The sequence below is a fragment of the Duganella paludis genome, from assembly GCF_054461335.1.
On sequence record NZ_CM136922.1, the window covers coordinates 6573628 to 6597485 of the forward strand.

Below are 23858 nucleotides of genomic sequence, written 5' to 3' on the forward strand. Positions count from 1 at the left end.
TAGTGACAGCGATATGCATCATTTAGGCCCGGAGAGCTCGGCGGAGGAGGAACTATCTCAGCTCGTGGATGAAGCTCGTCGACATCGTCGGATACTTGACGAACACGGCCAATTGCATTGCCCGAACCACGTACCGCGTGCGCTTCGCGTTAAGTACATGTTTCAAGCCTCTTTAGTTGCTGCCTACGCGACCTATGGCCTCTACGTTGATGATATTTACCTTCCTGGTAAGAGAGGCCCAGGGATCCATTTCCATGGAGTCGCTGCAATCTTGCTTAGCGCGGCCGCTTTGGCCGCAGTGCTCAACATGTGCTCTGTCGTGGTTGACCACTACGATAAGCGGGATAATGAAATCAACTACAAGCGGTTTGCCCGTTGGACCTTCATACTAGGTTGGGCCTTATTGATCTGTGCGCTCGGTGCCTACATCTTCATCCCAACGACTTAGGACTACCCTGCATTCGCATGGCGCCGCCACCCGTCTTTGCAGTCCGCTTTTGGAGCGATAGCCGCCGGTGATGGCGGCTACCGGCTAAGGCTTACGGCGACGATTGCAGGCGCCAGCGTTGGCAATCGCCGCCCAGCCATTGCCATTGCTGGACATTGGCACCGGCGGTCGTGGAGCAGGCGTCGACGTCCAATACCAGCCCGCTATTCTTCGACACCAGCCGGAAGTAGCCATCCCCTACCGGCTCCGGACGCCACGCCTGGCAGGCGGCGTTGTTCACGGTCCATTGCTGGACGTTGGCGCCGTTGGCGGTGGAGCAGGCATCCACGTCCAGCGCGAGGCCGCTGTTCATGGCGGTCAGGACGTAGTCGCCGTTGCCCTTGTTCTGCACATTCCAGCGCTGGCAGTTGCCGCCGGTCGGCGTCCATTGCTGCACGTTGGCGCCGGCGGCGTTCGAGCAGGCGGCGACGTCCAGTGCCAGGCTGCTGTTCTTGGAGATCAGCGTGTAGATGCCGCTGGCGACGGGATTGTCCATCGGCCCCGATGCGAACTTGATCGAGCAGCCTACATTCACCAGCTCATACAACTGCGTACCGTCCAAAGATGGCAGCAGCTGCGTGGTGTAGCCGTTGCAGACGTCCATGCCGCCCGTGGTCGCAGCCTTCAGCGGCGTAGCGCCTTCGGTCCATACACCGCTGCCGTTGTTGGTGTTGTACATGAAGACCTGGCCGTTGTTGGCGGCGATGCTGTTGTCGCCGTTGCGGCGCAGGACCATGGCCGTTACCAGCAGGCGGCCGTTGGCGCTGCCATCGTTATACCAGCGCACCGTCGGCGTTTGCGTGAAGTGGTTGCCGGAGCTCGATTCGATGCGCGTGCCCATGTTCGACGCCGTGCCCCAGCTTACGCCGTTGGCCGAAGTGCGGATGAAGGCCTCGCAGTTGGAGGCGCCGCATACTTCATACGTCATCACATAGCTGCCGTTCGGCAGACGCACCACCAGCGGCATGCCGGGACGCTGCACGTTGCCGTCGCTGACGCCGACGTCGATGGTGTCACCGCTCCACGTAACGCCGCCGTCGGTGGAGATGCGGTGCGCGATCAGCTGGTTGTAGCCACTGCCCTTGTACTCTTCGCTGGAGTAGTACAGCACCAGCCGCCCGCTACTGTCGACCGCGAACTCCCCTTCCCATACGCCGGTACTGCCGGTGACGGGCGTGGACAGGAGGCTCCACGTGTGGCCCTTATCCAGGCTACGATAAATCTTGATGGTGTGCGCGGTGCCGTTGGTGGTGGAGGTGGTCCACAGCAGCGCGCCTTTCGGTGTGCCGCCCACCGCTTGCGGCATTTCATACAGGCCGCTACAGCAGTGGCCCGGCTCCGTCAAGTTGATGGTGGCGATCTGGCTCCAGCTGGCGCCGTTGTTGGTGCTTTCCCAGATGGTGCTTTGCGTGTTGCCGTAGTCGAAGCTGGCGATCAGGCGGTTTTCCGCCGCCAGCCGCAGCATGCGCGGATAGTAGGATGCCTGATTGCCGAGTGTGACGGCGGCGCCGGCGACACCAGCGTCGAGCCAGCAAAACATCGCCAGCAGCAAAGCGTAAAAACGGGATTTCATGTGCATGTCTCCTTTTTCTTTGGACGAAAAAAAGCAGGGAGCGGGCTCCCTGCCAAGGTACTACACTGGAACGGTTGAAACGACGTTTACAACTTGAAGCGCAGGCCCAGTGAATACACTGCCGGGTCGTAGCGGATGTCTCGCGCGAACTGCTCGTAGCCGCTGTAGCTCTCGTAGGCCGAGTGAGTCAGGTTCCACGCGTTGAATTGCAGGGAGAGGTTTTTGTTGATCTCGTAGCCGATCGACAAATCGAGCTGGTTACGCGGACGCACCACGTTGGTCGCCGGCAGCTGGATGCCGCCGTTGTTGAGCGACTCCACATAGCTGTCGCGGCGCGTGTAGGCCAGGCGGCCGCTGACGCCGAACTTCTCGTAGATCAGCGCCAGGTTGGCGTTCTTCTTGGCGACGTTGGTCAGCGGCGTCACCGTGAAGTCGCTGCCGTTCAGCGTCTTGGCGGTTTCCGTGGTGCCGGTGATCCAGGTGAAGTTGGCCTGCACGCCCAGTCCGGACAACACGCCCGGCAGGAAGTCGAGGAACTTCTGCGCCGACAGCTCGTAGCCATGCAACTTGCCCTTGCCGGCATTCTGCGGACGGGTGACGGTGTACGGCAGGCCGCCGATGCTCTCCACCTGCGAGAACGGTTGCAGGTAGCCGTCGATGCGGCGGTCGAAGAAGGCAGCCGAAGCGTAGCCGTTGTTGTCGAAGTAGCGCTCCAGCGTGATGTCGAAGGACTTCGATTCCACCGGGCTCAGTTCCGGATTGCCGGCGCTGCCGTAACCTGGACGATTGATCGACGGTGGCGTCAGCGACAGCGCCGGATTGAGCGAGGCGAAGTCCGGACGGGTGACGGTCTTACCCCAGCCGATGTGCGACATCCAGTCGCTGGCCCAGTCGACCTTGGCACTGACGCTAGGCAGGACGTCGGTGTGCGAGGTGCTGATGTCGACATTGCTGATGACATCCCCAATGCGGCTGTTGCCGCTCAAGTCGCGCTGCAGGCGGCTGACGCGCACGCCGCCCAGGCCCGATACGCTCACCGAGCCGACGTCGAAGCCGTAATTGGCCATGCCGTAGACGGTGGTGGTTTTCTCGGTCTGCTTGAACAGGCGGTTCGGATCATCCGGCAAACGGCCGGCCGACAGGCCGTAGTACTTGCGCACCTGGTCGCGGTTATCGAGCAGGAAATCGGTGGCTGGCGTGGCGAACGCGCCGCCCAGGCGGGCCACGCCCGGCACCACGTCGTTGAACGAAGGGCCGAATACGCTGACCGGAATCGGACGAATGCCGCCAGGCGTATCGGCGCCACCTTCGGCGCCATGGTATTCAGCGTCACGCGAGGACAAACGCAGGCCGCCGGACAGCTTGGTGATGAAGCCATCGCCCAAACGGTAGCTGACGTCATTGCGCCACTGCGCCTGACGGCCGCTGCTCTCGTTCCACGATTGGAAGAAGCCGCGCAACACGTACTGGCTTGGATCGCTCAGCGCATTCGCATGGCCTGGCGTCGATGCGGTGAAGCCGCCGTGGCCTTGCGAATCAAGACCGACCACGTGCAGCGTTGCGAACGGCACGCTCTGGTCGACGATGATGCGGTCGTTGACGAACTTCGAGTAAGTGAACGCCAGGTCGGTGCTGGCCTGCAGCGGACCGTCCTTGTACTTGGCGCCGATGCTGCCATAGGCGGTGTCGGTCTTCTGCTGGTAAGCCTGCGTGCTGGACGCGGTGTAAGGCGCTACGCCATCCGGTTCCGCCAGCACGTCGGCCGATGCGATCGGGCAGGCCTTGCCACGGCTGGTGTTGCAGTATGGGCCGTCCGGCACCAGCACCACGTTGGTGGCCTTGTTGCCGTCGCGCGCCACGGCGAACAGATAGTCCTCCGCACTGCGGTTGCGGAAGCCCATGTAGATGAATTGACTGTCCAGTTCCAGCTTGTCATTCGGACGCCATTGCAGTGCGCCGTGCAGTTGCTGGCGTTCGCGTTCGCCGGAGTTGTACACGCCGCCGGGGAAAGGCATCACGCCGGTGGCGGTGCCCACACCCTTGGCCTGTTCGGCCGCCAGGTTGGGATTACTGGGATCGTTGCGGTAGGCCGTGCCGTCCGCGCGCACCGACCACAGGCCGGGGCCGCCCGGCTCCGCGAACCACTGCACCGGATTGACGAAGCGGTCTTTCACATAGGTGCCGTCCAGCAGAACGCCGACGTCGCCATGCTCGGTCTTCCAGCGGTTGGACAGCAGGCCACCCAGCGATGGATCGGTGTACGACTTGGCGCTGGTGCCGCGCGGGTGGATGTTGACGCCGTCGATAAAGCCGGATGCGCTGAAGCCCTTGAAGTCGAACGGCTTGCGCAGGCGGACGTCCATCAGGCCGGCGATGCCGCCCTCTTGTTGGTTCGGCGTGGAGGACTTGAACACGTCCAGGCCGGCCACACCTTCGATGCGCAGATCCTGGTACGACAGGCGGCGGCCGTCGGCGGTGAAGATCTCGTTGCCGTTGATGGTGGTGGCCAGGTCCGGCAGGCCGCGAATCAACACGCTGTTTACTTCGCTGGCGGTGCGGCCGACCTGCACGCCGGGGATGCGCTGCAGCGCTTCGCCCACCGAACGGTCAGGGAATTTGCCGATGTCTTCGGCGTTGATGGAATCGACCACCTGGTCGGCGGATCGCTTGATGTCCTCGGCCTTGCGCACGCTCTGGCGGATGCCCGACACCACCACGGTCGTGCTCTCGGTCGCGCTGTCGGCCGGCGCCTGTTGCGCCGACACCGGAAGGCTTGCTAATGCGCCCAGCAACGCCGCTGCGATAGGCGTTCTTTTGAACTGTTGCATGACTGTTGTCTCCACTATTTATATCGGACGACTGCTCCCGTGCAGACCCGGTATGCCCTGGCGAGCTACTGATACCGGATGCCTCCAGCGCACGCACGGCGCGTCATCGCTTTATATGTATTCGTTATGGGCGGGCAATCTCGCAAACTTATTTGCGACAGTGCTCCTAGTAACGAAGCAATAGTGAAGCTATTTCATTTTTATTTCAAGATTATTTGCGACTAATGGCGAAAAATCATGAAAATACGCTGCAGTCACGCCTAAGCAACAACAAAACTTGTTGGAAAAACGTCACGTCGCTTCAAATTTCGAAGCCAAGTCGCATCACGATGTCTTGCGGATAGTTGCCGAACTTGCGGCCGAACAGGTTCAAGCCGCCCTTGTTGCGCGCATCTTCCTTGACGCCGATGCGCACCCGGATGTGATTGGCCTGCGCCAGCTTGAGGTCCGCGATGGTGGTCGCGCCCAGCGATACGCCGTCGATCATGGCGCCGCGCTCACTGACGCTCCATTGTTTCAGCACGCCGTAGGTGGTGCCTTCGATCTGCCACCACGATGGCGTAAGCAGCGCGGCCTTGCCGCCGAAGTCTCCGGGCGAGGTCCAGGTGCCGACTTCCACATCGTTGATCCACAGCGTGATGTCGGACGGCCAATCCGGATTGTAGTTGGGCGCTTCGGAGCACAGCTCCATCGACAGCGACAGCTCGGTGGTCACCGCGCCGTAAGGTACATTATTAGGGAAGGCATATTCCACATGGCCCGCGCCGAACCACAGCAGTTGGGCATTGACGTGCTCCGGTTCGAAGAAGGAGCGCGGATCATCCAGCATGCCGATGATTTTGGTCTCGCTCACCAGGCCGCACGTGGGGCTGGCTTCGACGCTGCGGTAGCTGCCGATCGGCATGCTGATGGTGACGGTGTTCTGCTCCGCCTCCACCGCCGCACCGGGCAAGCGGATGCGCACTTCGTCGTAACGCTTGGAGCACAGCTTCTGGATGCCGCGCGTGCCCGGCTCGGTCTCCACCACCACCAGGCCCACCGCCTCCAGTTGATTGACGTTGAAGCTAACGGTGGAATGCGGCAGGTTCATGGCCGCCGCCAGCTCGGAGAGATTGAGCACCTTGTGCGTCAACAGGCCGAGCATCGCTTGCCGCGTGTCCGACGACAGCGCTTTCACCAGCGGCAGTACGGCATCTCCCTCAACCAGCAACGCCCGATTTCCTGCATCCATGTCCTTTTCCTCTGAATTAGTTTGTTAGTTCGCATGATACAGCGTGGCGAAAACCCCAGCGCGGCAAAATTTATAACAAATATTGTTGTCACTAATGAGGAATGTTGCGATAATTAATCCAACAAAAATTATTGTGACTTTCAAAGTCCAACCACCAAGGAGACAGCATGACCCAGCCAACCGGCATTCTTGCCGCAGCTATCGTTACAGCTAGCGCGCTTTGCGCCAGCCTTTTATTGAGCGCCTGCGGCGGCAGCAGCGCCATCGCCGCTTCACCTGTAACCACGCCACCTGCAACCACGCAACCGCCAACCGCCGGTGCGCCGCGCGGCACGCTGCTGGCCGACGTCTTCGGTGCCTATCCGCGCCTGATCCGCCAGAGCTATCACCAGAACGCGGCGCTGAACGGCAAGCTGGTGGCGAGCATGTCCTCGACCGAGGGCGGGCAGTCCGTCGGCGGCATCTACGCCAGCAGCGACGACGGCAAGACCTTCAGCCGCATCGGCGCGATTGCCGATCCCGCGCTCAAGCAAGGCCATTGCTGCGGCACGCTGTTTGAACTGCCGGTGAAGATCGGCGCCCTCCCAGCCGGCACGCTGCTGTATGCCGCCTCGGTGGGCCAGGAGCGCGCCGCGCCGATGGAAAACCGCATCTACCAGAGCGCCGACGGCGGCGCCACCTGGAACTACCTGTCGCTGTGCGGCCAGGGCCGCATTGCCAAGAACCTGAAAGACCCGTCGGGCATCTGGGAACCGGAATTCGCCATCGCCAAATCGGGCGAACTGGTTTGCTACTACTCGGACGAAACGCTGGCCGGCAAGTCGCAGATCCTGGTACAGGTCACCAGCCGCGACGCCGTCAACTGGAGCGCGCCGCAAACCATCGTCGCCGGCGACGATCCCAACGCGCGTCCGGGCATGCCGATTGTACGTCGCCTGCCTTCCGGCGCCTACCTGATGACCTATGAGAACTGCTACGGCGGCCCGCTCGACTGCGCGCTGCGCGCCAAGCGCTCGCCGGACGGCTTGAACTGGGGCGCCGCCAATGATCCCGGCTTCCGCCTCGAAACGAAGAGCGGCCAGTTCTTCCGCCACGCGCCCACCTTCACCTGGGTGCCGGTGGCCGGACAGCCGAACGGCATGCTGATCGCCGTCGGCCAGATCCTGGTCGACAAGAACGGCGTGCCGGATGCCAGCGGCAACGGCAAAGTCATGTTCACCAACACCACCGCCGATGGCAGCGGTCCATGGCGCATGGTCGACGCGCCGCTGGCCCTGCCCTCGCCGCCATTGCTCACCAACTGGTGCCAGAACTACTCCAGCCCCCTGCTGCCGACCGCCGACAACAAGGGCCTGATCGTGCTGCAAACCGACGGCGGCGCCGACACCACCTGCCGCACGCGCTTCGGCAGCGCCGCCCTCGCGCCTTGAACCTCACCCAACCTGACCAAGAAAGATTTACGATGACTACAGCAATCGCCCCCGCCGCTCCACAAGCCCCAACGTGGAGCGCTTCGGCCGCGCATGCCTGGTATGCGGCTCAGCCGCGCATCCTCGGCGCCAACTTCCTCCCGGCCAGCGCCATCAACCAGCTGGAGATGTGGCAAGCCGAGACCTTTGACGTCGAGCGCATCGACCTGGAATTGGGCTGGGCGGCGTCGCTCGGCATGAACACCATGCGGGTCTTCCTGCACGATCTGTTGTGGGCCAGCGACGCCGCCGGTTTCAAGCAGCGCATCGAGACCTACCTGGAGATCGCCGAGCGCCATAAGATCCGCACCATGCTGGTATTATTCGATTCGTGCTGGGACCCGCGTCCGGCCCTGGGCACGCAGCGCGCACCCATGCCCGGCATCCACAACTCGGGCTGGGTGCAGAGTCCCGGCGCGGCGCAACTGGCCGATGCGGGCAGCTACCCGGCGCTGCGCGCCTACGTCGAAGACATCATCACCACCTTCGGCCGCGATGAGCGCGTGTGGTGCTGGGATCTGTGGAATGAACCGGACAACCAGGGCGGCGGCATGGGGTATTACCAGCAGTTCGAAGCAAAAGACAAGATCGCGCTGGTGGCGCAGCTGCTGCCGCAGGTGTTCGGCTGGGCGCAGGCTTGCGCGCCATCGCAGCCGCTGACCAGCGGCGTATGGTTCGGTGACGACTGGTCGCCGGAATCGACGGTGATGAACGATGTGCAGAAGGCGCAGCTGGCCCTGTCGGACATCGTCACCTTCCACGACTACAGCTGGCCGGAGAAATTCCTGGCGCGTGTGCGCCAGTTGCAGGCTTATGGCCGTCCGCTGGTGTGCACCGAGTACATGGCGCGTGGCATGGGTTCGACCTTCGACACCACCTTGCCGATCGCCCGCTCCGAGAGCATCGGCATGATCAACTGGGGCTTCGTGGCCGGCAAGAGCCAGACCAATATGCCGTGGGACTCGTGGAAGAATCCCTACACCTTTGCGCCGCCGTCGGTCTGGTTCCACGACGTGCTGCATACCGACGGCACGCCGTACCGCGCACACGAGATCGAGCTGCTGCGGCGGCACGTGAACGCCGTATGAAGATGACGCACGAACTGGGCGGCATCGAGTGGCGCGACGTCAGCAAAAGCTACGGCCAGCACACCGTGATCCCGAACTTCAACCTGTCGATTGCGGCCGGCGAGTTTATCGCGCTGCTGGGGCCTTCGGGCTGCGGCAAGTCGACCCTGCTGCGCATGCTGGCGGGGCTGGAGCCGGTGTCCAGCGGCCGCATCGCCATCGGTGGTCGCGATGTGACCGACCTGGCGCCGGGGCAGCGTGGCATCGCCATGGTGTTCCAGCAGTACGCCCTGTATCCGCACATGACGGTGCGCGACAACATGGCGTTCGGGTTGCGCAACGTGCGCATGGATGAAGCGGAGATTGCACGCCGTGTGGATGCCGCCGCGCAGATGCTGGAGCTGCAAGCGCTGTTGGAGCGCAAGCCGGTGCAGCTGTCCGGCGGGCAGCGTCAACGTGTGGCGATCGGGCGTGCGGTGGTGAAGGAGCCGCTGGCTTTTCTGTTCGACGAGCCGTTGTCCAATCTGGATGCGGCGCTGCGCACACGCACGCGGCTGGAGTTGGCGCGGCTGCATAAGCGGCTGGGCGCAACCATGTTGTTCGTCACGCACGACCAGGTGGAGGCGATGACGCTGGCCAACCGTATCGCGGTGATGCATCAGGGACGGATCGAGCAGTTTGCCGCGCCCATGGAGTTGTATCGTCGGCCCGCCACGCGATTTGTGGCTGGTTTTGTCGGCAGTCCGTCGATGAACTTCCTGCCGGTGCGGCGCGCGGCTGATGATGAGGGCTGCTGCGCGGTGGTGCTGTCGAACGGCGCGACCGTGCGCACCGCCGTGCCGGCGTCCGCATTGTCGACGGCCACGCCGGCCGCTACGGATGGCGCCATGGAGCTGGGCCTGCGTCCCGACGCGCTGACGCCGGCGGAGGACGGGCAGCTGCAAGGCGTGGTCGAAGTAATCGAACGCCTAGGCGACCGCACGCTGCTGCACGTGCAGTTGGCCGACGGCCTGCTGGTGGTCGCCGACGCGCCGCCACGCGATGCGGAACCGGCCATCGGCTCCGCGATCCGCCTGCGCATGGACCTGCAACGCGCCCACCTGTTCGACGCGGCCGGCATCGCGCATCATCCAGCATGATGCGCGACCTGACCACTCCCGCGCAGGCCGCCGCGCATCCCGCCGCCACCGGCGCAGGCTCCAGCCCCGGCGCAGCCGATAGCTCCAGCCGAAGCTCGGGCGCAGGGCCAAGCTCCGGCACCGCCGCCGGCCGCAGCTTCTCCACCAGCTGGATCGGCCTGCTCTTCATCGCGCCCTTCCTGCTGTGCTACCTCACGCTGCTGGTCTGGCCGCTGCTGAACGGCGTCTGGCTCAGCTTCCACGCCATCGACCTGCTGTCCAACATCGGCCGCTGGGTCGGCGCCACCAACTTCGTCGACCTGCTGCAAGACGAAATGTTCGTGCGCTCCACCTTCAACACCGTGTTGTTCGCGGCCCTGTGCACACCGGTCATGGTCATCACCGGCCTGGCGTTGGCGCTGGCGCTCAACCGCCCCGGCCGCACCACCGCCATCCTGCGCGGCGTGTTCTTCGGCGCAGGCGTGCTGTCGGTCACCATCGTCACGCTGATCTGGCGGCTGGTGCTGCTGCCCGAGCGCGGCCTGCTAGCCAACGCCATGCACGGCATGGGCCTGGCCAGCGTCGCCCCGCTCAACAACGAATGGCTCGCGCTGCCCGCCGTGGCGCTGGCCACCGTCTGGTGGGGCATCGGCATGCCGATGATGCTGTTCCTCGCATCGCTGCAGCAGATCCCGCAGGACGTCTACGAAGCCGCAGCGCTGGACAACACCAGCCGCTGGCGCAGCTTCCGCCACATCACCCTGCCGGCGATTCGCCACAGCGTGATCCTGGTGGCGGTCACGCAAATGATCGCGCAGCTGCAGGTGTTCGGCCAGGTACAGCTGCTTACCCAAGGCGGCCCGAATAACAGCACCCGTTCGCTGGTGATGTTTGTCTACGAAGCCATGTTCGAACAATGGCAGCTCGGCTACGCAGCCGCCGGCGCACAGGCTTTGTTCCTGCTGATGCTGGCCGGCATGTCGCTGCAAGGCTGGCTGGAACGACGCGCAGGAAAGGCGCAATCATGAATCCCAACCTGAGCAACCGCTGGGGCAACCGCGCCATCCTCGGCGCCACCATCCTCGCCGCCATCGCCTGGATCGCACCGCTGGTGTGGGTGATGGCGCTATCGTTCAAGCCGAACGAGCTGCTGGCGCAGCGCACCGACATCCTGTTCGCACCACCCTACACGCTGAAGAACTACAGCGACATCCTCGGTACCTCGCTGGTGTTCCGCTGGATCGCCAACTCCTGCGTGGTGGCGTTCGGGCAGACCATACTGGTGCTGCTGCTATCGTCGCTGGCCGGCTACGGCTTCGCGCGCACGGAGTTCCCCTGCAAGAAGTGGATCTACGGCCTGGTGCTGGCCGGCCTGGCGGTGCCGCAGACCGCCGTGGTGATCCCGCTGCACCGCATGTTCGCCGACTGGGGCCTGCACAACAGCTACCCGGGCCTGATCCTGCCGGGACTGGCGGCGCCGTTCGGCGTATTCCTGATGACGCAATACTTCAAGGCCATCCCGCGCGATCTTGAAGAAGCTGCGCTGCTGGACAACGCCTCGCGCTGGACCGTCTTCACGCGCATCATCCTGCCGCTGTCGCTGCCGGTGCAGGCCACGCTGGGCATCGTCACCTTCCTCAGTTCCTGGAACGACTATCTGTGGCCCTTGATCTCCGCCACCCAGTCGGACCACTACACGCTGACCTTGGGGCTGGCCTCGACCCAGACCAACTTCGCCCAATCCGAAGGCCTGGGCTTCCTGATGGCGCAGGCGGTGTTCGCGGCGGCGCCGGTGCTGGTGCTGTACGCCTTCTTCCAACAATACATCGTCGCCGCCGTCGCCGGCGCGAAGGTCCGCTAAGGTACATCAAGCATGAGACTCCCCCCACTCCGCGCGGCGCTGGCGCTGCTGCTGGTCGCCGCGCAGGCGGCCGGCGGCAACGCGCTCGCCGCGCCAACTGAAATATCGTTCGCGCGCTTCTTCGGTTCCTGCGAAGCGGACTACGGCAACGTAACCGATCCATCGCAGGCCACCGGCGAATGCGGCATCATCACCGCCCTGGTCAACAAGTTCAACGCGACGCATCGCGGCGACATTGTGGTACGCACACAGGTGGTGGAGCATGGCTCCTACTACAGCCAGCTGGGCGCGCGCATCGTCGGGCGCGACGTGCCGGCGGTCGCCATCCTGCACAGCTCCGCGCTGAACGACTTCGTCAAGCGCGGGCTGATCGCACCGCTGGACCAGGAATTCCGCACGGCCGGCATCGACAGCGGCGACTTCACGCCGCAGGCTGAAACGGCGGTCACGGTGGACGGCCAGCGCTACGCCCTGCCCTTCGACACGCACTCCTGGCTGTGGCACGTCAACGTCAACCTGATGCGCCGCGCGGGTCTGGTGAAAGCCGACGGCAAGCCGCTGCTGCCGGATTCACCGCAACAGCTACTGGAGCAGGCGCGCCGCTTCAAGCGGGCGACGGGCAAGCCATACTTCATCTGGCTCACTTCCAACGACCCGGCGTTTTTCCCGCGCACGCTGTTGTCGATGCTGCGGCAGCAGAACGGCAGCCTGTTCCCCAAGGACGACTTCCACATCGACCTGCACAGCCCCGCTGTGCGCGACACGGTGAAGCTGCTAAAAACCATGTATGAAGAGGGACTGACCTCGCGCGGCATGGACTATGGCGTGGCGCTGCAAGGCTTCGCCGCCGGCGAAGGTGCGGTGATGGTGAACGGCACGTGGATCACCGGCGACCTGCTCAAGCAGGCCAAGCAAGCCGACAGCGCCACCTACAAGGGCTACACGGCCACGCCGTTCCCGCAGTTGTACGCCGCCAGAGCGGTGTGGGCGGACAATCATGTGATGGTGATGCTGAAAGGCGGCACGGCCGATGCGCGCAGCCGCGCGGCGGCGGTGTCGTTCCTCAAGTTCCTGTATGACGAAGGCGGCGTGTGGGCACGCACCGGGCAGTTGCCGACGCGGCGCTCGGTGATTGAATCGGCGGCGTTCCGCCAACTGCCGCTGCGCAGCGAAATCGCCACCATCTCACGGGACGGCGTGGCGTTGCCGATCGAGGTGGCGCGGCAGGCGATAGTCGGCAAAACATTGGGCGATGCGCTGACTGCGGCCATCGTCTACGGCGCCAATGTGAACAAAACCCTGGCCAGCGCCGAAATCAGTATCAACCGCATGCTGGCGCGCGACGCCCAATTCAACGGCGGTACGTCAGGGGGTGCGGCAGCCAAGTAGCCTTTTAAAGCGCAAGCAACGTCAAATCCTCCTCTCGAAAAATATAGTGCAAAAGCATGAGCACTATGCGAGACTTAGCTAGTTCCATATGATCAAGTTTATGCAAATCACAATCTAATTCCTATCGACAGCAACTCTTGCCAGGCAGGATAAATTGAGCACTCCAGACCATATCGTGCCTGATGTCGCCACTTTGGCCGAGCCTGCGGCGCTGCTACATTTCCGGCTGGAGCAGCGCCTTGGCGAGGGTGGCTATGGCGAGGTGTTCGCCGCCTGGGACAGCCGCCTGCAACGGCGCGTCGCCATCAAGCGCGTAAAAACCTGGACGGGCCCGAACAAGGATGCGAGCCTGCTCAAGGAAGCGAGGCTGGCGGCGTCGATCGGACATCCGGCGTTCGTGAAGATCTATTCCTTCGAAGCGGACGGCGATGGTCATGCCATCGTCATGGAGCTGATTCCCGGTCCCACTTTGCGGCAGACGCTTGATACCGGCACCCTGCCGCTGGAACGCGCGTTGGAGATCACGTTGCAGCTCGCCGAAGCCATGCAGGCGGCGCATGCCTCGTCGCTGGTGCACGGTGACCTCAAGCCCTCCAACCTGATCATCGAGCCTTCGGGGGCGCTGCGCATACTGGATCTCGGATTGTCTTTCCATGATGACGCGCAGGCCACGACTTCGGTGATGGCGCTGGAACAGTTGGGCACTATCGCTTACATGGCGCCCGAGTGCCTTCTTGGAAATCCGCCGGGGCGGCAGTCGGACATCTATGCGCTGGGCGTGATTCTGTACGAATTGAGCACGGGCCGCCGGCCGCATGGGCCGCTGGCGGGCCTGGCGTTGGCGGCAGCGCAGATGCAATCGTCGTCCGATACGTGGGCGTTTCCGTCCACGTTGCCGGCGCACGTGGTGGACCTGATTCAGGCGCTGGCGGCTCGCCGGCCAGAACGGCGGCCGCCAGACATGGCCGCCGCCGCCCGCCTGATCGCGGCTTGCGCGAATGCCAGCGGCGCGGCGCCCGCCACCGCTGCAGTCGTGGTCAGCGCGGCCACCGCAACGGCGACTGCAGCGCCGACGCTACCGGCACCGCCACGCGCCCGTCGCCTCGCACTGCTCGCCGCCGCGCTGGCCGCCACGGGAGTTCTGGCATGGAAGCTGGCCGACAGCTACCTGCCGCTGCCGCCCGCGCTGTCCACCTACTCCGAATCGCGCGCCATCGAACAGACGCTGAACCACCTCAAGCAGTTCGACCGCCCCGACCGGCTCGACGCCGCCGAAGCCGAACTGCACGCCATACTGGCGCGCAATCCCGAGCAGGCCGCCGCCGTTGCCGGCATGTCGCTGGTGTACAGCTTCCGCTACGCCAGCACGCGCCAGGACAACACCTGGCGCCAGCGCGCCGACGCCGCCGCACAGCAAGCCTTGCGCCTGGCGCCCTCCCTCGCATTGGCGCAGGTAGCGCAAGCCTGGGTGAAAGCCAACCAGCGCGACTTCAAAGCCGCCCTCGCCGACTGCGAACAAGCCCTCACCGTAGCACCGGACGATTACTTCGCCCATCTCTGCAAAGCCACCTTCCTGACCGAACTGCATCGCTACGACGACGCCGCAAGCTGGCTGCAAACCGCCATGCAGCGCCTGCCCGACGAGCGCGTATTTGCGGACGCCCTCGGCGTGGTCTACTTCCGGCAAGCCAATTGGGCCGGCGCCGAACAGGCCTTCCGCAAAAGCATCGCGCTGGAACCGGATTCGGTGCAGGCCTACGCCAACCTCAACGCCGCCCTGCTCAAGCTGAATCGCGGCGACGAAGCCCTCAAGGTGATCCAGCAGGGACTGCAGGTGCGGCCGACCGCCGCCCTGTACGACAGCCTGGGCAACGCCCTGTTCGGCCGCAACGACTACACCGGCGCGGCCGCCGCCTTCCAGCACGCCGTGACGCCACCCATCGGCAATCCCAACAACTACGTCTCCTGGGCCAACCTCGGCGACGCCTTGCAATGGCTGCCCGGCCAACAGGAGCAAGCGCGCACCGCCTACCGCAAAGCGATCGCGCTGCTCGAGCCAAGGCTGATCAGCACACCGAAGGACGCCACCCTGCTGTCGCGCATGGGCGTCTACGCCGCCCGCACCGGCGACGAGGCGCGCACACTCGACCTGCTGGCACGTGCACTGGCCGCCGCACCGGACGACGCCCATGTGGCGTTTCGCGCGGCGCTGGCATACGAATTGCTCAGTAAGCGGGAACTGGCCTTGCGCCAGTTGGCGCAGGCGAGGCGGCTAGGCTACCCGGCAAGCGCCATCGAGAACGAGCCGGACTTCGTGGCGCTGCGCCGCGACGTCCGCTACCACTAGCATCGCAACCAAGGAGAGTGAGTCATGAGAGATATCACATTGCATGTGTCGTTCGACATCGACCAGGAAGGCAAGCGCCTGAACTGGGAATTCCTCGAAGACGGAGAACCCATGCACAAGAGCACGCGCATGGAGACCGGGATGTTCGTGTTTGAAAAGGACTGGAACATCTCGCTCCTGGTCACCGCCAACAGCTACAAGGGCCGCCTGGTCGCCGCCGATATCATCGACTGCCATATCGTGACGGTGCCGATTCTGCAGTACGCGCACTACCGGCCGGAGACCGCCGGCCTGTATCCGTACCCGTCGCCGTTCTTCGATCCGGCCAAGGCCGACTGCGGCGAAGGCGGCACAATCGGCCTCGGTCGCGGCAGGACTGAAGGCACGCCTCACATGCAAACCTGGACCTCGACGCGCCAACTTGTATGCCGCAACCAGGGCCGCTGGGGCACCTCGCTGTACATGACGGCAGCCATCACCGACAACACCAAGGCCAAGGAGCGGCGCTTCCGTGTATTTGTACTGGACCCGGAAAGCCAGGTCAGCACCGGCGCCTTCCCACCCGGCGGCTGAGCGACGCTTCACTCCACCATGCCGAGCGCGCGCAGGTGACGCCGCAGCGCCTCGGCCGGCGTCTTGAGCACGGCGGCGCAGCGGCGGATGTCGTTGCCGCCGGCCGCCAGCGCGGCGCGCAGTTCCGGTTCGCCGATCAGCTCCGGACGGCGGATGGCGGGATGCGATTCAATCAGCTTGTACATGGTCGGGCGCGACACGCCCAGCGCCCGCGCCGCGCCCTGGATCAACCAGCCGTTGGCTTCCAGCGCGTCCAGCGCATCGGTGACGGCGGTTGCCGGCCTGGCGGCCGGCGACGCCGCATCTGCCATGGCCGCCGGCGGCTGCGCGCCACTGGCGTTAGCGCTGGCGCTGACGCCAGCAGCGCCAGCGCCCAACATCTCCAGCGACGGCGTCTCGCCCAGCCGCAGCGCCAGCAGGACGCGTCCCACCACGTGCCCCAACTGCCGCACATTGCCCGGCCAATCATGGTTGGCCAGCGCGCTCACCAGCGCGAAACCGATCTCCGGCGCCGGCCCGTTCAGCGCCCGGTCCACCGAGGACAAGTGCCACAGCAGCACGCCGATATCCTCGCGCCGCTGTCGTAGCGGGGGCAGCACGATCACGAACCCTTCCAGCCGCCGCAACAGCGCCTGGTTGAACTGCGCGCCATACAGATCCTGGTCGGTGGCGGTGATCAGCCGCGCGCTGCTATGCCGATCCGCCGCCGCGCCGATCGGCCGATAGACGCCGCTCTCCAGCACGCGCAACAGCATCGGCTGCACCAGCGCCGGCGTGTCGCCGATTTCGTCGAGGAACAAGGTGCCTCCGTCGGCCTCGCCGAACAGGCCGGCGCGGGCCGACTGCGCGCCCGTGTAGGCGCCCTTGGCCGATCCAAACAGCTCGGCCGCCGCCAGCGACTCGCCCAACGCCGCCATGTTCACCGTCACCAGCTGCGCGCCCGAACGCTTGCTGAGCGCATGGATGGCGCGCGCCGCCACCTCCTTGCCGGTGCCGGTCTCGCCCAACAACAGCACCGGCAGACTGGTGGCCGCCGCCGCGCGGATCTGCTCGCGGGTGCGCACCGCCGCCCCGCTCACGCCGATCAGGCCATCGACCCGGTGCACGCTCGGCAGGCAGTGCATCCAATGCACACACAGCAGCACGGCGCGGCCCAGGCCTATCATCACGCCGGCCACCAACTGCGCCGGCTCCAGCCGGGCCGGCCCGGCGATCTCCTGGCCGTTGAGCTCCACCACCATGCGGCTCTCGGGCGGAATCACCTGCAGCCGGCCTTCGCCATCGCTCTCGATGCGTAGCGGCAGCCGCGACACGCCGCCAAAGCCCAGCGCCACGCCCTCCTCGTCCGGATGGCGGAACAGCGGCGTGTAGCGCCCCACCTCCACCGTGCCGCGCGCGCCGCTGCTCAGGTACTGGGCGCCGATGCGGCCCTGGTCCGGGTGCCAGATGATGGTCAGGGCCAGCACCGGCGCGCCCAGGTCGGCGCCGCCGGCCAGCGGCGAAGTCAGGGTGTAGTCGTTGTCGTCGGGCGTGGCCGCCATGTCACTCCTCATGTGTAAAGCAAGGTGTAAAGCAGGTGTCAACGCCGGCCACCGCTTTACAGCGTCACCGGCGCGGAAGCCATGATAGCGCGGATGGTCTTCATGGCATGTTTTTTGATCACCTCACCCAGCCTTCCACCCACCGGACAAAACCACGCCATGGACATTCCCCGTTTGAACAGCGCCATCACCTTGCCGCTGCTGCATTTCCAGGTAAGCCTGAATGAGGAGCACATCTGCCTGCAAGTGCAGACCGCGAGCGGCCGCCGCATCGACATGGGTGAGCGCGCCCACCACTACTGCCTGGTGACGCTGGCGCGCCAACGCCTGCAAGACGCCGGGCGCGGACTCGATCCGAGCAGCCAGGGCTGGCTGGCGGTCGACGAGCTGGCGCGCATGCTGGGCCTGGACCCGGCACATCTGAACATCCAGATCTACCGCGCGCGCCAGCACCTGGCACGCGCGCTGGCGCCGTCCGCCGACGCCGCGATGCTGCTGGAACGGCGGCGCGGTGAAGTGCGCTTCGGCGCACTGCCGTTCCGCATCGTGCGCGGCTCCTGCGTCGAAGGCGATTTCACGCCGGCGCCTGTGCCGGCACGGGCGGATTGGGAACCGGCGCTGTTGCTGATGCCGGGCGATGTAATGGCCTGTAATGCAGAGTAATCGGCGGTAATCAACCGTAATGGACCGCAGCGACGCCAGCGCCCAAGATGGCTGCACATCACAGCGCCGCCCAACACCACGCGGCGCATGCAGGTGTAAGCACGCATGACCATCGAATCCCAACCAACGAGGAGCAGCATCATGGCAAACCAATCGCAAGTAATGTGGCAAAAATTCGTGGCAGGACTGAACGGCACCACCGTCGGCAAAGGGCTGGACCCGGCCACCTTCCTGGCCACCGGCGGCCTGACCAACGCCGACTGGGAAGTGATGGACGTGACCGGCCTGCCGGCGCCTGCCAGCCGTCCCGCTCCCGGCACCACGGTGGTGGCCTCGTTGGAAAAATGGGCCAATATCATGCCTGCATGGGCGCCATCGTATGCGCCGTCGGCGCTGAATTTCTACGACCAGTACAGTGCCTTCCTGTACTCGATCGCGCTCAAGGGCGGCAATCCGGCCTTGCAGCAAATCGCCGACGGCTACGCCATCAACGTCACCAAGGCGCAGCAAAAGCTGAGCGCCGACAGCATCAAGCTGTATAGCGACTGGGGTAGCTTCAACACCGCGCAAGCCAGCGCTCCACCATCGGCGCAGATCACCTTCCAGCAATGGTACTCGCAGAACGGCTGGGACAAAGTCATCACGTTGGACCAGAACCAGCTGTCGGCTCAGACCACGCTGTACAACCAGGCGCTGGCCGCCGTCGGCGGTCCCGACTACCAGACCATCGCCAACGCCCAGGCGGCGGTGGCCTTGACCGCAGCGCGCGGCAACGGCCTGGTGGGCCTGGACGGCTCGCTGTATCCGGGCTACAGCATCACCTCGGGTTTGAACGACTGGTACGTGTCGTCGCTGCAGACGCTCAGCAGCGGCGCGGCGCCGGCCATCAACATCACCATCACGCTGGATGACTCGCACTCCACCGGCCTGCAAACCAGCAGCTACGTCAACGTCAGCGCCGGCGGCGGCTACAACGCCTTCTTCTGGGGCGGTTCGGTCGCCGCTTCCTACAGCCAGTCGCAAGGCGCGCAGGACCTGACCAACCTGGTCGAAGGCATGACCATGACCTACACCGCGCAAGCCGCGCAGTTGTTCACGATTGCGCCGGGCACCTGGTTCAACTCCAGCATCGTGGCCGACTTCTACGACCAGATCTCGCCCAGCTCCGCGCTGGCCAACAAGCCTCTGTTCGGCGACGGCGGCATGTTGAACCTGCGCGCCGGCCAGGTGCTGGTGGTACTGAAACCATCGGTCACGCTGACCGCGTCCAAGGCCTCCATCCAGCAGTTGTACACGCAGATGCAGCAAAACAGCGCAAGCAGCATTTCGGTGGGCGGTTTCTGCTGGAGCGCGCAGGCCAACCACGCGCAGGGCGCCAGCAAGTTCACCAGCGACGTCACCATGTCGGCCGACGGCACGTCGATCACCATCACCGACAACACCAATGCGCCTAAAGTGCTGGGCGTGGTGCCGGTCTCGCTGGGTAAAGCGAAAACCTGATGCAAACGGTCCCGCCTACGGTACAGAAACTGCGCCGGCGGCGGATGCCGTTCAGCCAAGGAAGGCCAGCGCCACATGCATATCCGCAGACGCCAGACCATGTTTGCGCTGGCCATGCTGGCGTCGCCCTTGCGCGGCCTGGGCGCAAACGCTGCGCCTGCGCCGGCCGACGCCGACTGCTGGACCGCCTATGCGCGCGCGCTGGCGGCCCAGCTGCAGATGGGCGGCGGCTGCGGCGCTTTCAAAAGCAGCAGCGGCCTCTCCATCGCCGACTGGGAAATCATCAACTACACCGGCCTGTCCGGCAGCGGAACGCCTGGTACGCCCATCTACGAAAACATCTACCAGTGGGCGGACACCATGCCCGACTACTCCTCCGCCAGCTACCTGCCGGGGAACAGCTGGTACAGCCAGTATTCGGCCTTCATCAACGCCCTCAAGGCTTCCTCACGCGACAGGCGGGTGCTGGACCGCGCCAGCAGCCAGCTCGCACTCGACCGCATGGGCACGCAGTGGCCGGCCTACCGCATCACGCCGGGATTGAACGACTTCCTGCTGGCCAGTCTGCAAAGCATGATCAACAAGCAGCCGCAGTTGGAATTCAGTGTGGAGCTGAACGTCGGCGGGAGTTGTGCGCAACTGGAGTTTTCGGCGCAGTCGGCCCAGGTGTTCCGGGCGGAGCCGGGACGCTGGTTCGACTCGGCCATGATCGCCGGTTACAGCGACCGTATCGACCCGGCTTCCGCGCTCGCCAACAAGCCGCTGTTCGGGCCGGACGGCATGCTCAATCTGCGCACCACACAAATCCTGGTGGCGGTGCAGCGCAAGCTCACGTTGCAGCTCCCGCCGACGCAACTGGACCGCTGCGCCGCGCTGGCAACGCAAGGCGGCGACGGTGCGCTGCGCGTTGCGGGCGTGTGCTTCGACCGTGCACACACCGATGTCAGCACCTGCGGCAACTTGCTGACACTGTGCGACAACACCAGTGCGCCATATGTGCTGGGCGTGACGGCGGCGGTGTATGGAGCGGGCGTAATGCGATGTAATCGGCGGTAATGGCCGAAGCGGAAGCGAAACACTACTCTGGAAGGACTGGACTGCCAACGGCGCCAGTCGACGACTTCCAACCTTCACCGATAAGAGGAACATCATGACCACCATCACGCTCAAGCACGCAGCATCCTACGACGCCAACGGCATTCACCTGATGACCGCGCGGCCGCAGAACATCAACATCGCCAACCTGAATGGCGGCGCGATTCAATTCTCGTGCAGCAATCCGCTGGCCGCGCTGCAAGGCGCCACCAGCGTCGACATCACCTACGATGCGGCGCATGGCAGCGGCCATCAGAACGTGCCGATCGGCTCCATCATGTCCTGAGCGGGCCGCGCCTGCGGAACGCTTATTTCGCGGCGGGCGGCAGCTTGTAGCGCTGCTCGCGGTACAGGATCGACGGCAGCACCACGTGCGACATGGCCTTGTCCACCAGTTGCGCATCAGGCACGCCGCCGGTGGTCAGCACGCCGGTGGCTGCATCGTACTGGCCGGCCAACGGCTCCTGGTTCGGCCGCAGGATGGTCGCCGACGATCCTTCCAGCCACGCAAAGTAGTTATCGAACTGGATCAAGGCGCGGCCCGGCGTTTCGCTGTCGCGCACAAGGTCGCGGCCTATCATCGGATGCTCGCTCGATACGCCGATAATCGACAACAGCGTCGGCGCCAGGTCGACCTGACTGGCGATGGTGGTGATGCGCTTCGGCTGCACGTCCGCACCCAGGATCAGGCCCGGAATGTGGAACTTCTTGATCGGCACCAGGCTGTCGCCATACACGCGGTTATCGTGGTCGGCCACAATCAGGAATACCGTATCCTTCCAATAGGCCTGCTTCTTGGCCTCGGCGATGAAGCGGCCCAGCGCATAGTCGGCGTACTTGACAGCGTTGTTGACGGTCTGCTTCTCGGCGTCGTGCAGCTTGATGCGGCCATCCGGGAACTGGAACGGCTCGTGATTCGACGACGAGAAAATCAGGCTGAAGAACGGCTTGCCGCTGGCGTGCAGCGTTTTCAAACGCTCCAGCGATTTGTCGAACAAGTCCTCATCCGAAGCGCCCCAGCTGCCTTCGAATACCGGATTCATATCGCGGCGGTCGACCACCTTCTGGAAGCCGTTACCGGAGAAGAAGCTGCGCATATTATCGAAGTGCGCTTCGCCGCCGTAGACGAATTCCGTGTGATAGCCCTGCTTGCCCAAGCCCGCAGCCAGCGTATAGAAGTTCTGCTGCGACAGCGACAGCTTGACCACGCTGCGCGCAGGCGTCGGCGGATAGCCCGCGACCACCGCCTCGATGCCGCGCACCGAACGGGTGCCGGTGGCGTACAGCTGCTCGAACCACCAGCCTTCCTTCTTGAGCTTTTCCAGCTCCGGCGTCACCGGCAAGCCGCCCAGCGATTCAACGAAGGTGGCGCCCAGGCTTTCCTCCAGCACGATAACCAGGTTGAGCGGACGCTCGCGCTGCATCGCCGCGACCTGCTTGTGCAGCGTCGGGAGCTCCGCATTGGTGAACTGCACGTCGCGCAGCCACGGCGCGCTCTTCACCACTTCAAAGACTTTATCGCGCGGGTATTTGCCGTAGATCTCGGACGAATTGGCTTCGTGGCTCATGGCGTTGTACGCGTCGAGCACCGACCATGGCGAATTGATGATGAGGGAGTTCACCATGGCGTCGCCGGTCAGCGCGAACATCGCCGGATTGGCCGGACGGTGCGCCATGGTGGAGCGGATCTGGAACGCCACCAGCAGCACCAACAGTGGCCACAGGGCCAGCATCTTCCACGGCTTCCAGGTGACGATGTTGGCCGAAGCTGCCTTCAGCAGCTTGTAGATGCCGGTGCCCAGCAGGATGGTGAACGCCACGCCCAGAATCAGCGCGATGCGGAAGCCATGCCACAGGGTCGACATCACTTCGGCCGGATACGACAGGTACTCGATGAACAGGCGGTTCGGACGCACGTCGTACTGCATCACGAACTGCGGCGTCGACAGCTCCATGAACACGATGAAGATCAGCGCAAACGTGCCCCACGCCACCGTCACATTGCGCCACAAGCCCAAAGTCTTCTTATATGCCAGCAGCGGTGCAAGCACCAGCGGCAGCACAATCAGGTAGCCCAGCATGATCAAGTCGGCGCGCACGCCCTGCACTATCATCTGGCCGGGAATGCCGGTGGCGCTCACGCGCTCCCACTGCCACGCCATCAAGCCGAGGCGCGACAGCGAAAAGATGATCAGGCCAAGCAGCAGCAACTGCAGCACGCCGGCGAACGGGCCGGCCCACAGCGTCAGTTTTTCCAGTCGGGAGGCGAAACGCTGCAGCATCATTCGGCCCCGAAGCCAGGGTGGGTAGCGATGTAGGCGGCGGCGCCGGTGCCGGAGCTCAGGATCCAGCCGGTCATCAGCATGAACACCAGCACCATACAGAACAGCGTGGCGATGTTGCGGCTGTCGCGCGATTCGGCGAACACCGGCTTCTTGCCGTAGCCGACGCCGAAGAAGTACGCGGCCACCACGGTCACCAGGTAGTGCACGGCGCCGAACACCTCGCCCAGTTCACCCTTGCGTGGATGATCGATCAGCAGGTGCGACAGCGCCACCAGAACGATGTAAATGATGGAGGCCGACAGCGGCGGCAGGTACAGGCCAAATTTCTCGACGAAGGTGCGGACGGCCGGACGCTTGCGCGCCAACAGCGGCAGGATCAGGTTGTGGGTCAGGCCGACGACGGCGATCAGTTTCAACAGCACGGCCTTGTGCAGGCTGCTCTTGCCCATCGCCAGATTGTGCAGATTGGTCTCGCCCTGGCGGTTATTCTGCGCGAAGAACTCGGACGGCACCACGTGCAGTACGCGCTGGAACCAGCTCACTTCCTCCAGCGCGGCCAGTGCAACCAGCGCGGTCAGGCCGACGAAGGCCAGCAGCTGCAGGTTGATCTTCGGTTCGCGCTGCCATTGTTCCACCGCCAAAAAGCCCAGCAGGCCAGCCAGGAAGACGAAGCACAGGAACTGCATCCACTCGACGATGCCGTCTTCCACCAGCAAACGCCACAGCGGTTGCGGGTCGTGCGCCCAGAATAACGCCAGGCCCAGTATGAAGACATTGATGATGACACCGACGGCGATCACCGGATGAACGTACCACTTCGTCGCAACCATG

The 23858-nt window shown here is 64.4% G+C and carries 18 protein-coding genes; 12 read left to right on the forward strand and 6 right to left on the reverse strand.

The genetic code is table 11. The annotated features are described in order from the left end of the window. Positions 1 to 539 precede the first annotated feature (539 nt). The 3 genes from ACXZ1M_RS28930 to ACXZ1M_RS28940 form a co-directional block, all read right to left on the reverse strand. The gene (locus ACXZ1M_RS28930; RefSeq protein ID WP_459051039.1) at positions 540 to 2060 is read right to left on the reverse strand and encodes an RICIN domain-containing protein; all 1521 of its coding nucleotides are present in this window, start codon (positions 2058 to 2060) and stop codon (positions 540 to 542) included. An 86-nt stretch (positions 2061 to 2146) separates the two neighbouring features. Further along, complete coding sequence (locus ACXZ1M_RS28935; RefSeq protein WP_459051040.1) at positions 2147 to 4888, reverse strand: TonB-dependent receptor; 2742 nt, start codon at positions 4886 to 4888, stop codon at positions 2147 to 2149. 301 nt (positions 4889 to 5189) lie between these two features. Further along, positions 5190 to 6119: an ArsR/SmtB family transcription factor gene (locus ACXZ1M_RS28940; protein ID WP_459051041.1), complete on the reverse strand. Its 930-nt coding sequence runs from the start codon at positions 6117 to 6119 to the stop codon at positions 5190 to 5192. A 167-nt stretch (positions 6120 to 6286) separates the two neighbouring features. Here ACXZ1M_RS28940 and ACXZ1M_RS28945 point away from each other — a divergent pair, with 167 nt between their 5' ends. From ACXZ1M_RS28945 to ACXZ1M_RS28980, 8 genes are all read left to right on the forward strand, one after another. Beyond that, positions 6287 to 7549 carry a sialidase family protein gene (locus ACXZ1M_RS28945; RefSeq protein ID WP_459051042.1) on the forward strand — a complete coding sequence of 421 codons (1263 nt, stop codon included), beginning with the start codon at positions 6287 to 6289 and terminating at the stop codon, positions 7547 to 7549. A 32-nt stretch (positions 7550 to 7581) separates the two neighbouring features. Beyond that, positions 7582 to 8676, forward strand: coding sequence for a glycoside hydrolase 5 family protein (locus ACXZ1M_RS28950; RefSeq protein ID WP_459051043.1), 1095 nt, complete (start codon positions 7582 to 7584; stop codon positions 8674 to 8676). Continuing rightward, the gene (locus ACXZ1M_RS28955; RefSeq protein WP_459051044.1) at positions 8673 to 9794 is read left to right on the forward strand and encodes an ABC transporter ATP-binding protein; all 1122 of its coding nucleotides are present in this window, start codon (positions 8673 to 8675) and stop codon (positions 9792 to 9794) included. The genes ACXZ1M_RS28950 and ACXZ1M_RS28955 overlap by 4 nt, the downstream gene beginning before the upstream one ends. Continuing rightward, complete coding sequence (locus ACXZ1M_RS28960; RefSeq protein ID WP_459051045.1) at positions 9791 to 10801, forward strand: carbohydrate ABC transporter permease; 1011 nt, start codon at positions 9791 to 9793, stop codon at positions 10799 to 10801. The genes ACXZ1M_RS28955 and ACXZ1M_RS28960 overlap by 4 nt, the downstream gene beginning before the upstream one ends. After that, entirely contained in the window at positions 10798 to 11634 is an 837-nt protein-coding gene (locus ACXZ1M_RS28965) for a carbohydrate ABC transporter permease (RefSeq protein ID WP_459051046.1), read from the forward strand. Before ACXZ1M_RS28960 ends, ACXZ1M_RS28965 begins: the two co-directional genes overlap by 4 nt. Positions 11635 to 11646: 12 nt before the next feature. Beyond that, on the forward strand, positions 11647 to 13023 hold the full coding sequence (locus tag ACXZ1M_RS28970) for an extracellular solute-binding protein (protein ID WP_459051047.1): 1377 nt from the start codon (positions 11647 to 11649) through the stop codon (positions 13021 to 13023). 154 nt (positions 13024 to 13177) lie between these two features. Further along, the gene (locus tag ACXZ1M_RS28975; protein ID WP_459051048.1) at positions 13178 to 15370 is read left to right on the forward strand and encodes a protein kinase domain-containing protein; all 2193 of its coding nucleotides are present in this window, start codon (positions 13178 to 13180) and stop codon (positions 15368 to 15370) included. A gap of 24 nt (positions 15371 to 15394) precedes the next feature. Beyond that, positions 15395 to 15943: a hypothetical protein gene (locus ACXZ1M_RS28980; protein ID WP_459051049.1), complete on the forward strand. Its 549-nt coding sequence runs from the start codon at positions 15395 to 15397 to the stop codon at positions 15941 to 15943. Between the two features lie 8 nt (positions 15944 to 15951). Here the strand turns inward: ACXZ1M_RS28980 and ACXZ1M_RS28985 are convergent, their stop codons facing one another. Further along, positions 15952 to 17484, reverse strand: coding sequence for a sigma 54-interacting transcriptional regulator (locus ACXZ1M_RS28985; protein ID WP_459051050.1), 1533 nt, complete (start codon positions 17482 to 17484; stop codon positions 15952 to 15954). A gap of 159 nt (positions 17485 to 17643) precedes the next feature. Between ACXZ1M_RS28985 and ACXZ1M_RS28990 the strand changes: the two genes are divergently transcribed. The 4 genes from ACXZ1M_RS28990 to ACXZ1M_RS29005 all read left to right on the forward strand — a co-directional run bounded on the left by ACXZ1M_RS28990 (position 17644) and on the right by ACXZ1M_RS29005 (position 21028). Continuing rightward, positions 17644 to 18147 carry a hypothetical protein gene (locus tag ACXZ1M_RS28990; RefSeq protein ID WP_459051051.1) on the forward strand — a complete coding sequence of 168 codons (504 nt, stop codon included), beginning with the start codon at positions 17644 to 17646 and terminating at the stop codon, positions 18145 to 18147. A 141-nt stretch (positions 18148 to 18288) separates the two neighbouring features. Continuing rightward, on the forward strand, positions 18289 to 19647 hold the full coding sequence (locus ACXZ1M_RS28995) for a hypothetical protein (RefSeq protein WP_459051052.1): 1359 nt from the start codon (positions 18289 to 18291) through the stop codon (positions 19645 to 19647). Between the two features lie 75 nt (positions 19648 to 19722). Continuing rightward, positions 19723 to 20703, forward strand: a complete 981-nt coding sequence (locus tag ACXZ1M_RS29000) for a hypothetical protein (RefSeq protein ID WP_459051053.1) — start codon at positions 19723 to 19725, stop codon at positions 20701 to 20703. Positions 20704 to 20797: 94 nt separating this feature from the next. After that, a complete protein-coding gene (locus ACXZ1M_RS29005; RefSeq protein WP_459051054.1) occupies positions 20798 to 21028 on the forward strand; it encodes a hypothetical protein in 231 nt (76 codons plus the stop codon). A gap of 22 nt (positions 21029 to 21050) precedes the next feature. On the opposite strand, the gene ACXZ1M_RS29010 is transcribed toward ACXZ1M_RS29005, so the two are convergent. Together ACXZ1M_RS29010 and ACXZ1M_RS29015 are read right to left on the reverse strand one after the other, a co-directional pair. Further along, on the reverse strand, positions 21051 to 23027 hold the full coding sequence (locus ACXZ1M_RS29010) for an LTA synthase family protein (protein ID WP_459051055.1): 1977 nt from the start codon (positions 23025 to 23027) through the stop codon (positions 21051 to 21053). Continuing rightward, positions 23024 to 23857 (reverse strand): hypothetical protein, encoded by an 834-nt coding sequence (locus ACXZ1M_RS29015; protein ID WP_459051056.1) that lies wholly within the window; start codon positions 23855 to 23857, stop codon positions 23024 to 23026. Before ACXZ1M_RS29015 ends, ACXZ1M_RS29010 begins: the two co-directional genes overlap by 4 nt. Position 23858: the final 1 nt, after the last annotated feature.

Coding starts and splice junctions, on each gene's coding strand:
- ACXZ1M_RS28930 (WP_459051039.1), bottom strand. CDS start 2,060: ATGAAATCCCGTTTTTACGCTTTGCTGCTGGCGATGTTTTGCTGGCTC.
- ACXZ1M_RS28935 (WP_459051040.1), bottom strand. CDS start 4,888: ATGCAACAGTTCAAAAGAACGCCTATCGCAGCGGCGTTGCTGGGCGCA.
- ACXZ1M_RS28940 (WP_459051041.1), bottom strand. CDS start 6,119: ATGGATGCAGGAAATCGGGCGTTGCTGGTTGAGGGAGATGCCGTACTG.
- ACXZ1M_RS28945 (WP_459051042.1), top strand. CDS start 6,287: ATGACCCAGCCAACCGGCATTCTTGCCGCAGCTATCGTTACAGCTAGC.
- ACXZ1M_RS28950 (WP_459051043.1), top strand. CDS start 7,582: ATGACTACAGCAATCGCCCCCGCCGCTCCACAAGCCCCAACGTGGAGC.
- ACXZ1M_RS28955 (WP_459051044.1), top strand. CDS start 8,673: ATGAAGATGACGCACGAACTGGGCGGCATCGAGTGGCGCGACGTCAGC.
- ACXZ1M_RS28960 (WP_459051045.1), top strand. CDS start 9,791: ATGATGCGCGACCTGACCACTCCCGCGCAGGCCGCCGCGCATCCCGCC.
- ACXZ1M_RS28965 (WP_459051046.1), top strand. CDS start 10,798: ATGAATCCCAACCTGAGCAACCGCTGGGGCAACCGCGCCATCCTCGGC.
- ACXZ1M_RS28970 (WP_459051047.1), top strand. CDS start 11,647: ATGAGACTCCCCCCACTCCGCGCGGCGCTGGCGCTGCTGCTGGTCGCC.
- ACXZ1M_RS28980 (WP_459051049.1), top strand. CDS start 15,395: ATGAGAGATATCACATTGCATGTGTCGTTCGACATCGACCAGGAAGGC.
- ACXZ1M_RS28985 (WP_459051050.1), bottom strand. CDS start 17,484: ATGGCGGCCACGCCCGACGACAACGACTACACCCTGACTTCGCCGCTG.
- ACXZ1M_RS28990 (WP_459051051.1), top strand. CDS start 17,644: ATGGACATTCCCCGTTTGAACAGCGCCATCACCTTGCCGCTGCTGCAT.
- ACXZ1M_RS28995 (WP_459051052.1), top strand. CDS start 18,289: ATGGCAAACCAATCGCAAGTAATGTGGCAAAAATTCGTGGCAGGACTG.
- ACXZ1M_RS29000 (WP_459051053.1), top strand. CDS start 19,723: ATGCATATCCGCAGACGCCAGACCATGTTTGCGCTGGCCATGCTGGCG.
- ACXZ1M_RS29005 (WP_459051054.1), top strand. CDS start 20,798: ATGACCACCATCACGCTCAAGCACGCAGCATCCTACGACGCCAACGGC.
- ACXZ1M_RS29010 (WP_459051055.1), bottom strand. CDS start 23,027: ATGATGCTGCAGCGTTTCGCCTCCCGACTGGAAAAACTGACGCTGTGG.
- ACXZ1M_RS29015 (WP_459051056.1), bottom strand. CDS start 23,857: ATGGTTGCGACGAAGTGGTACGTTCATCCGGTGATCGCCGTCGGTGTC.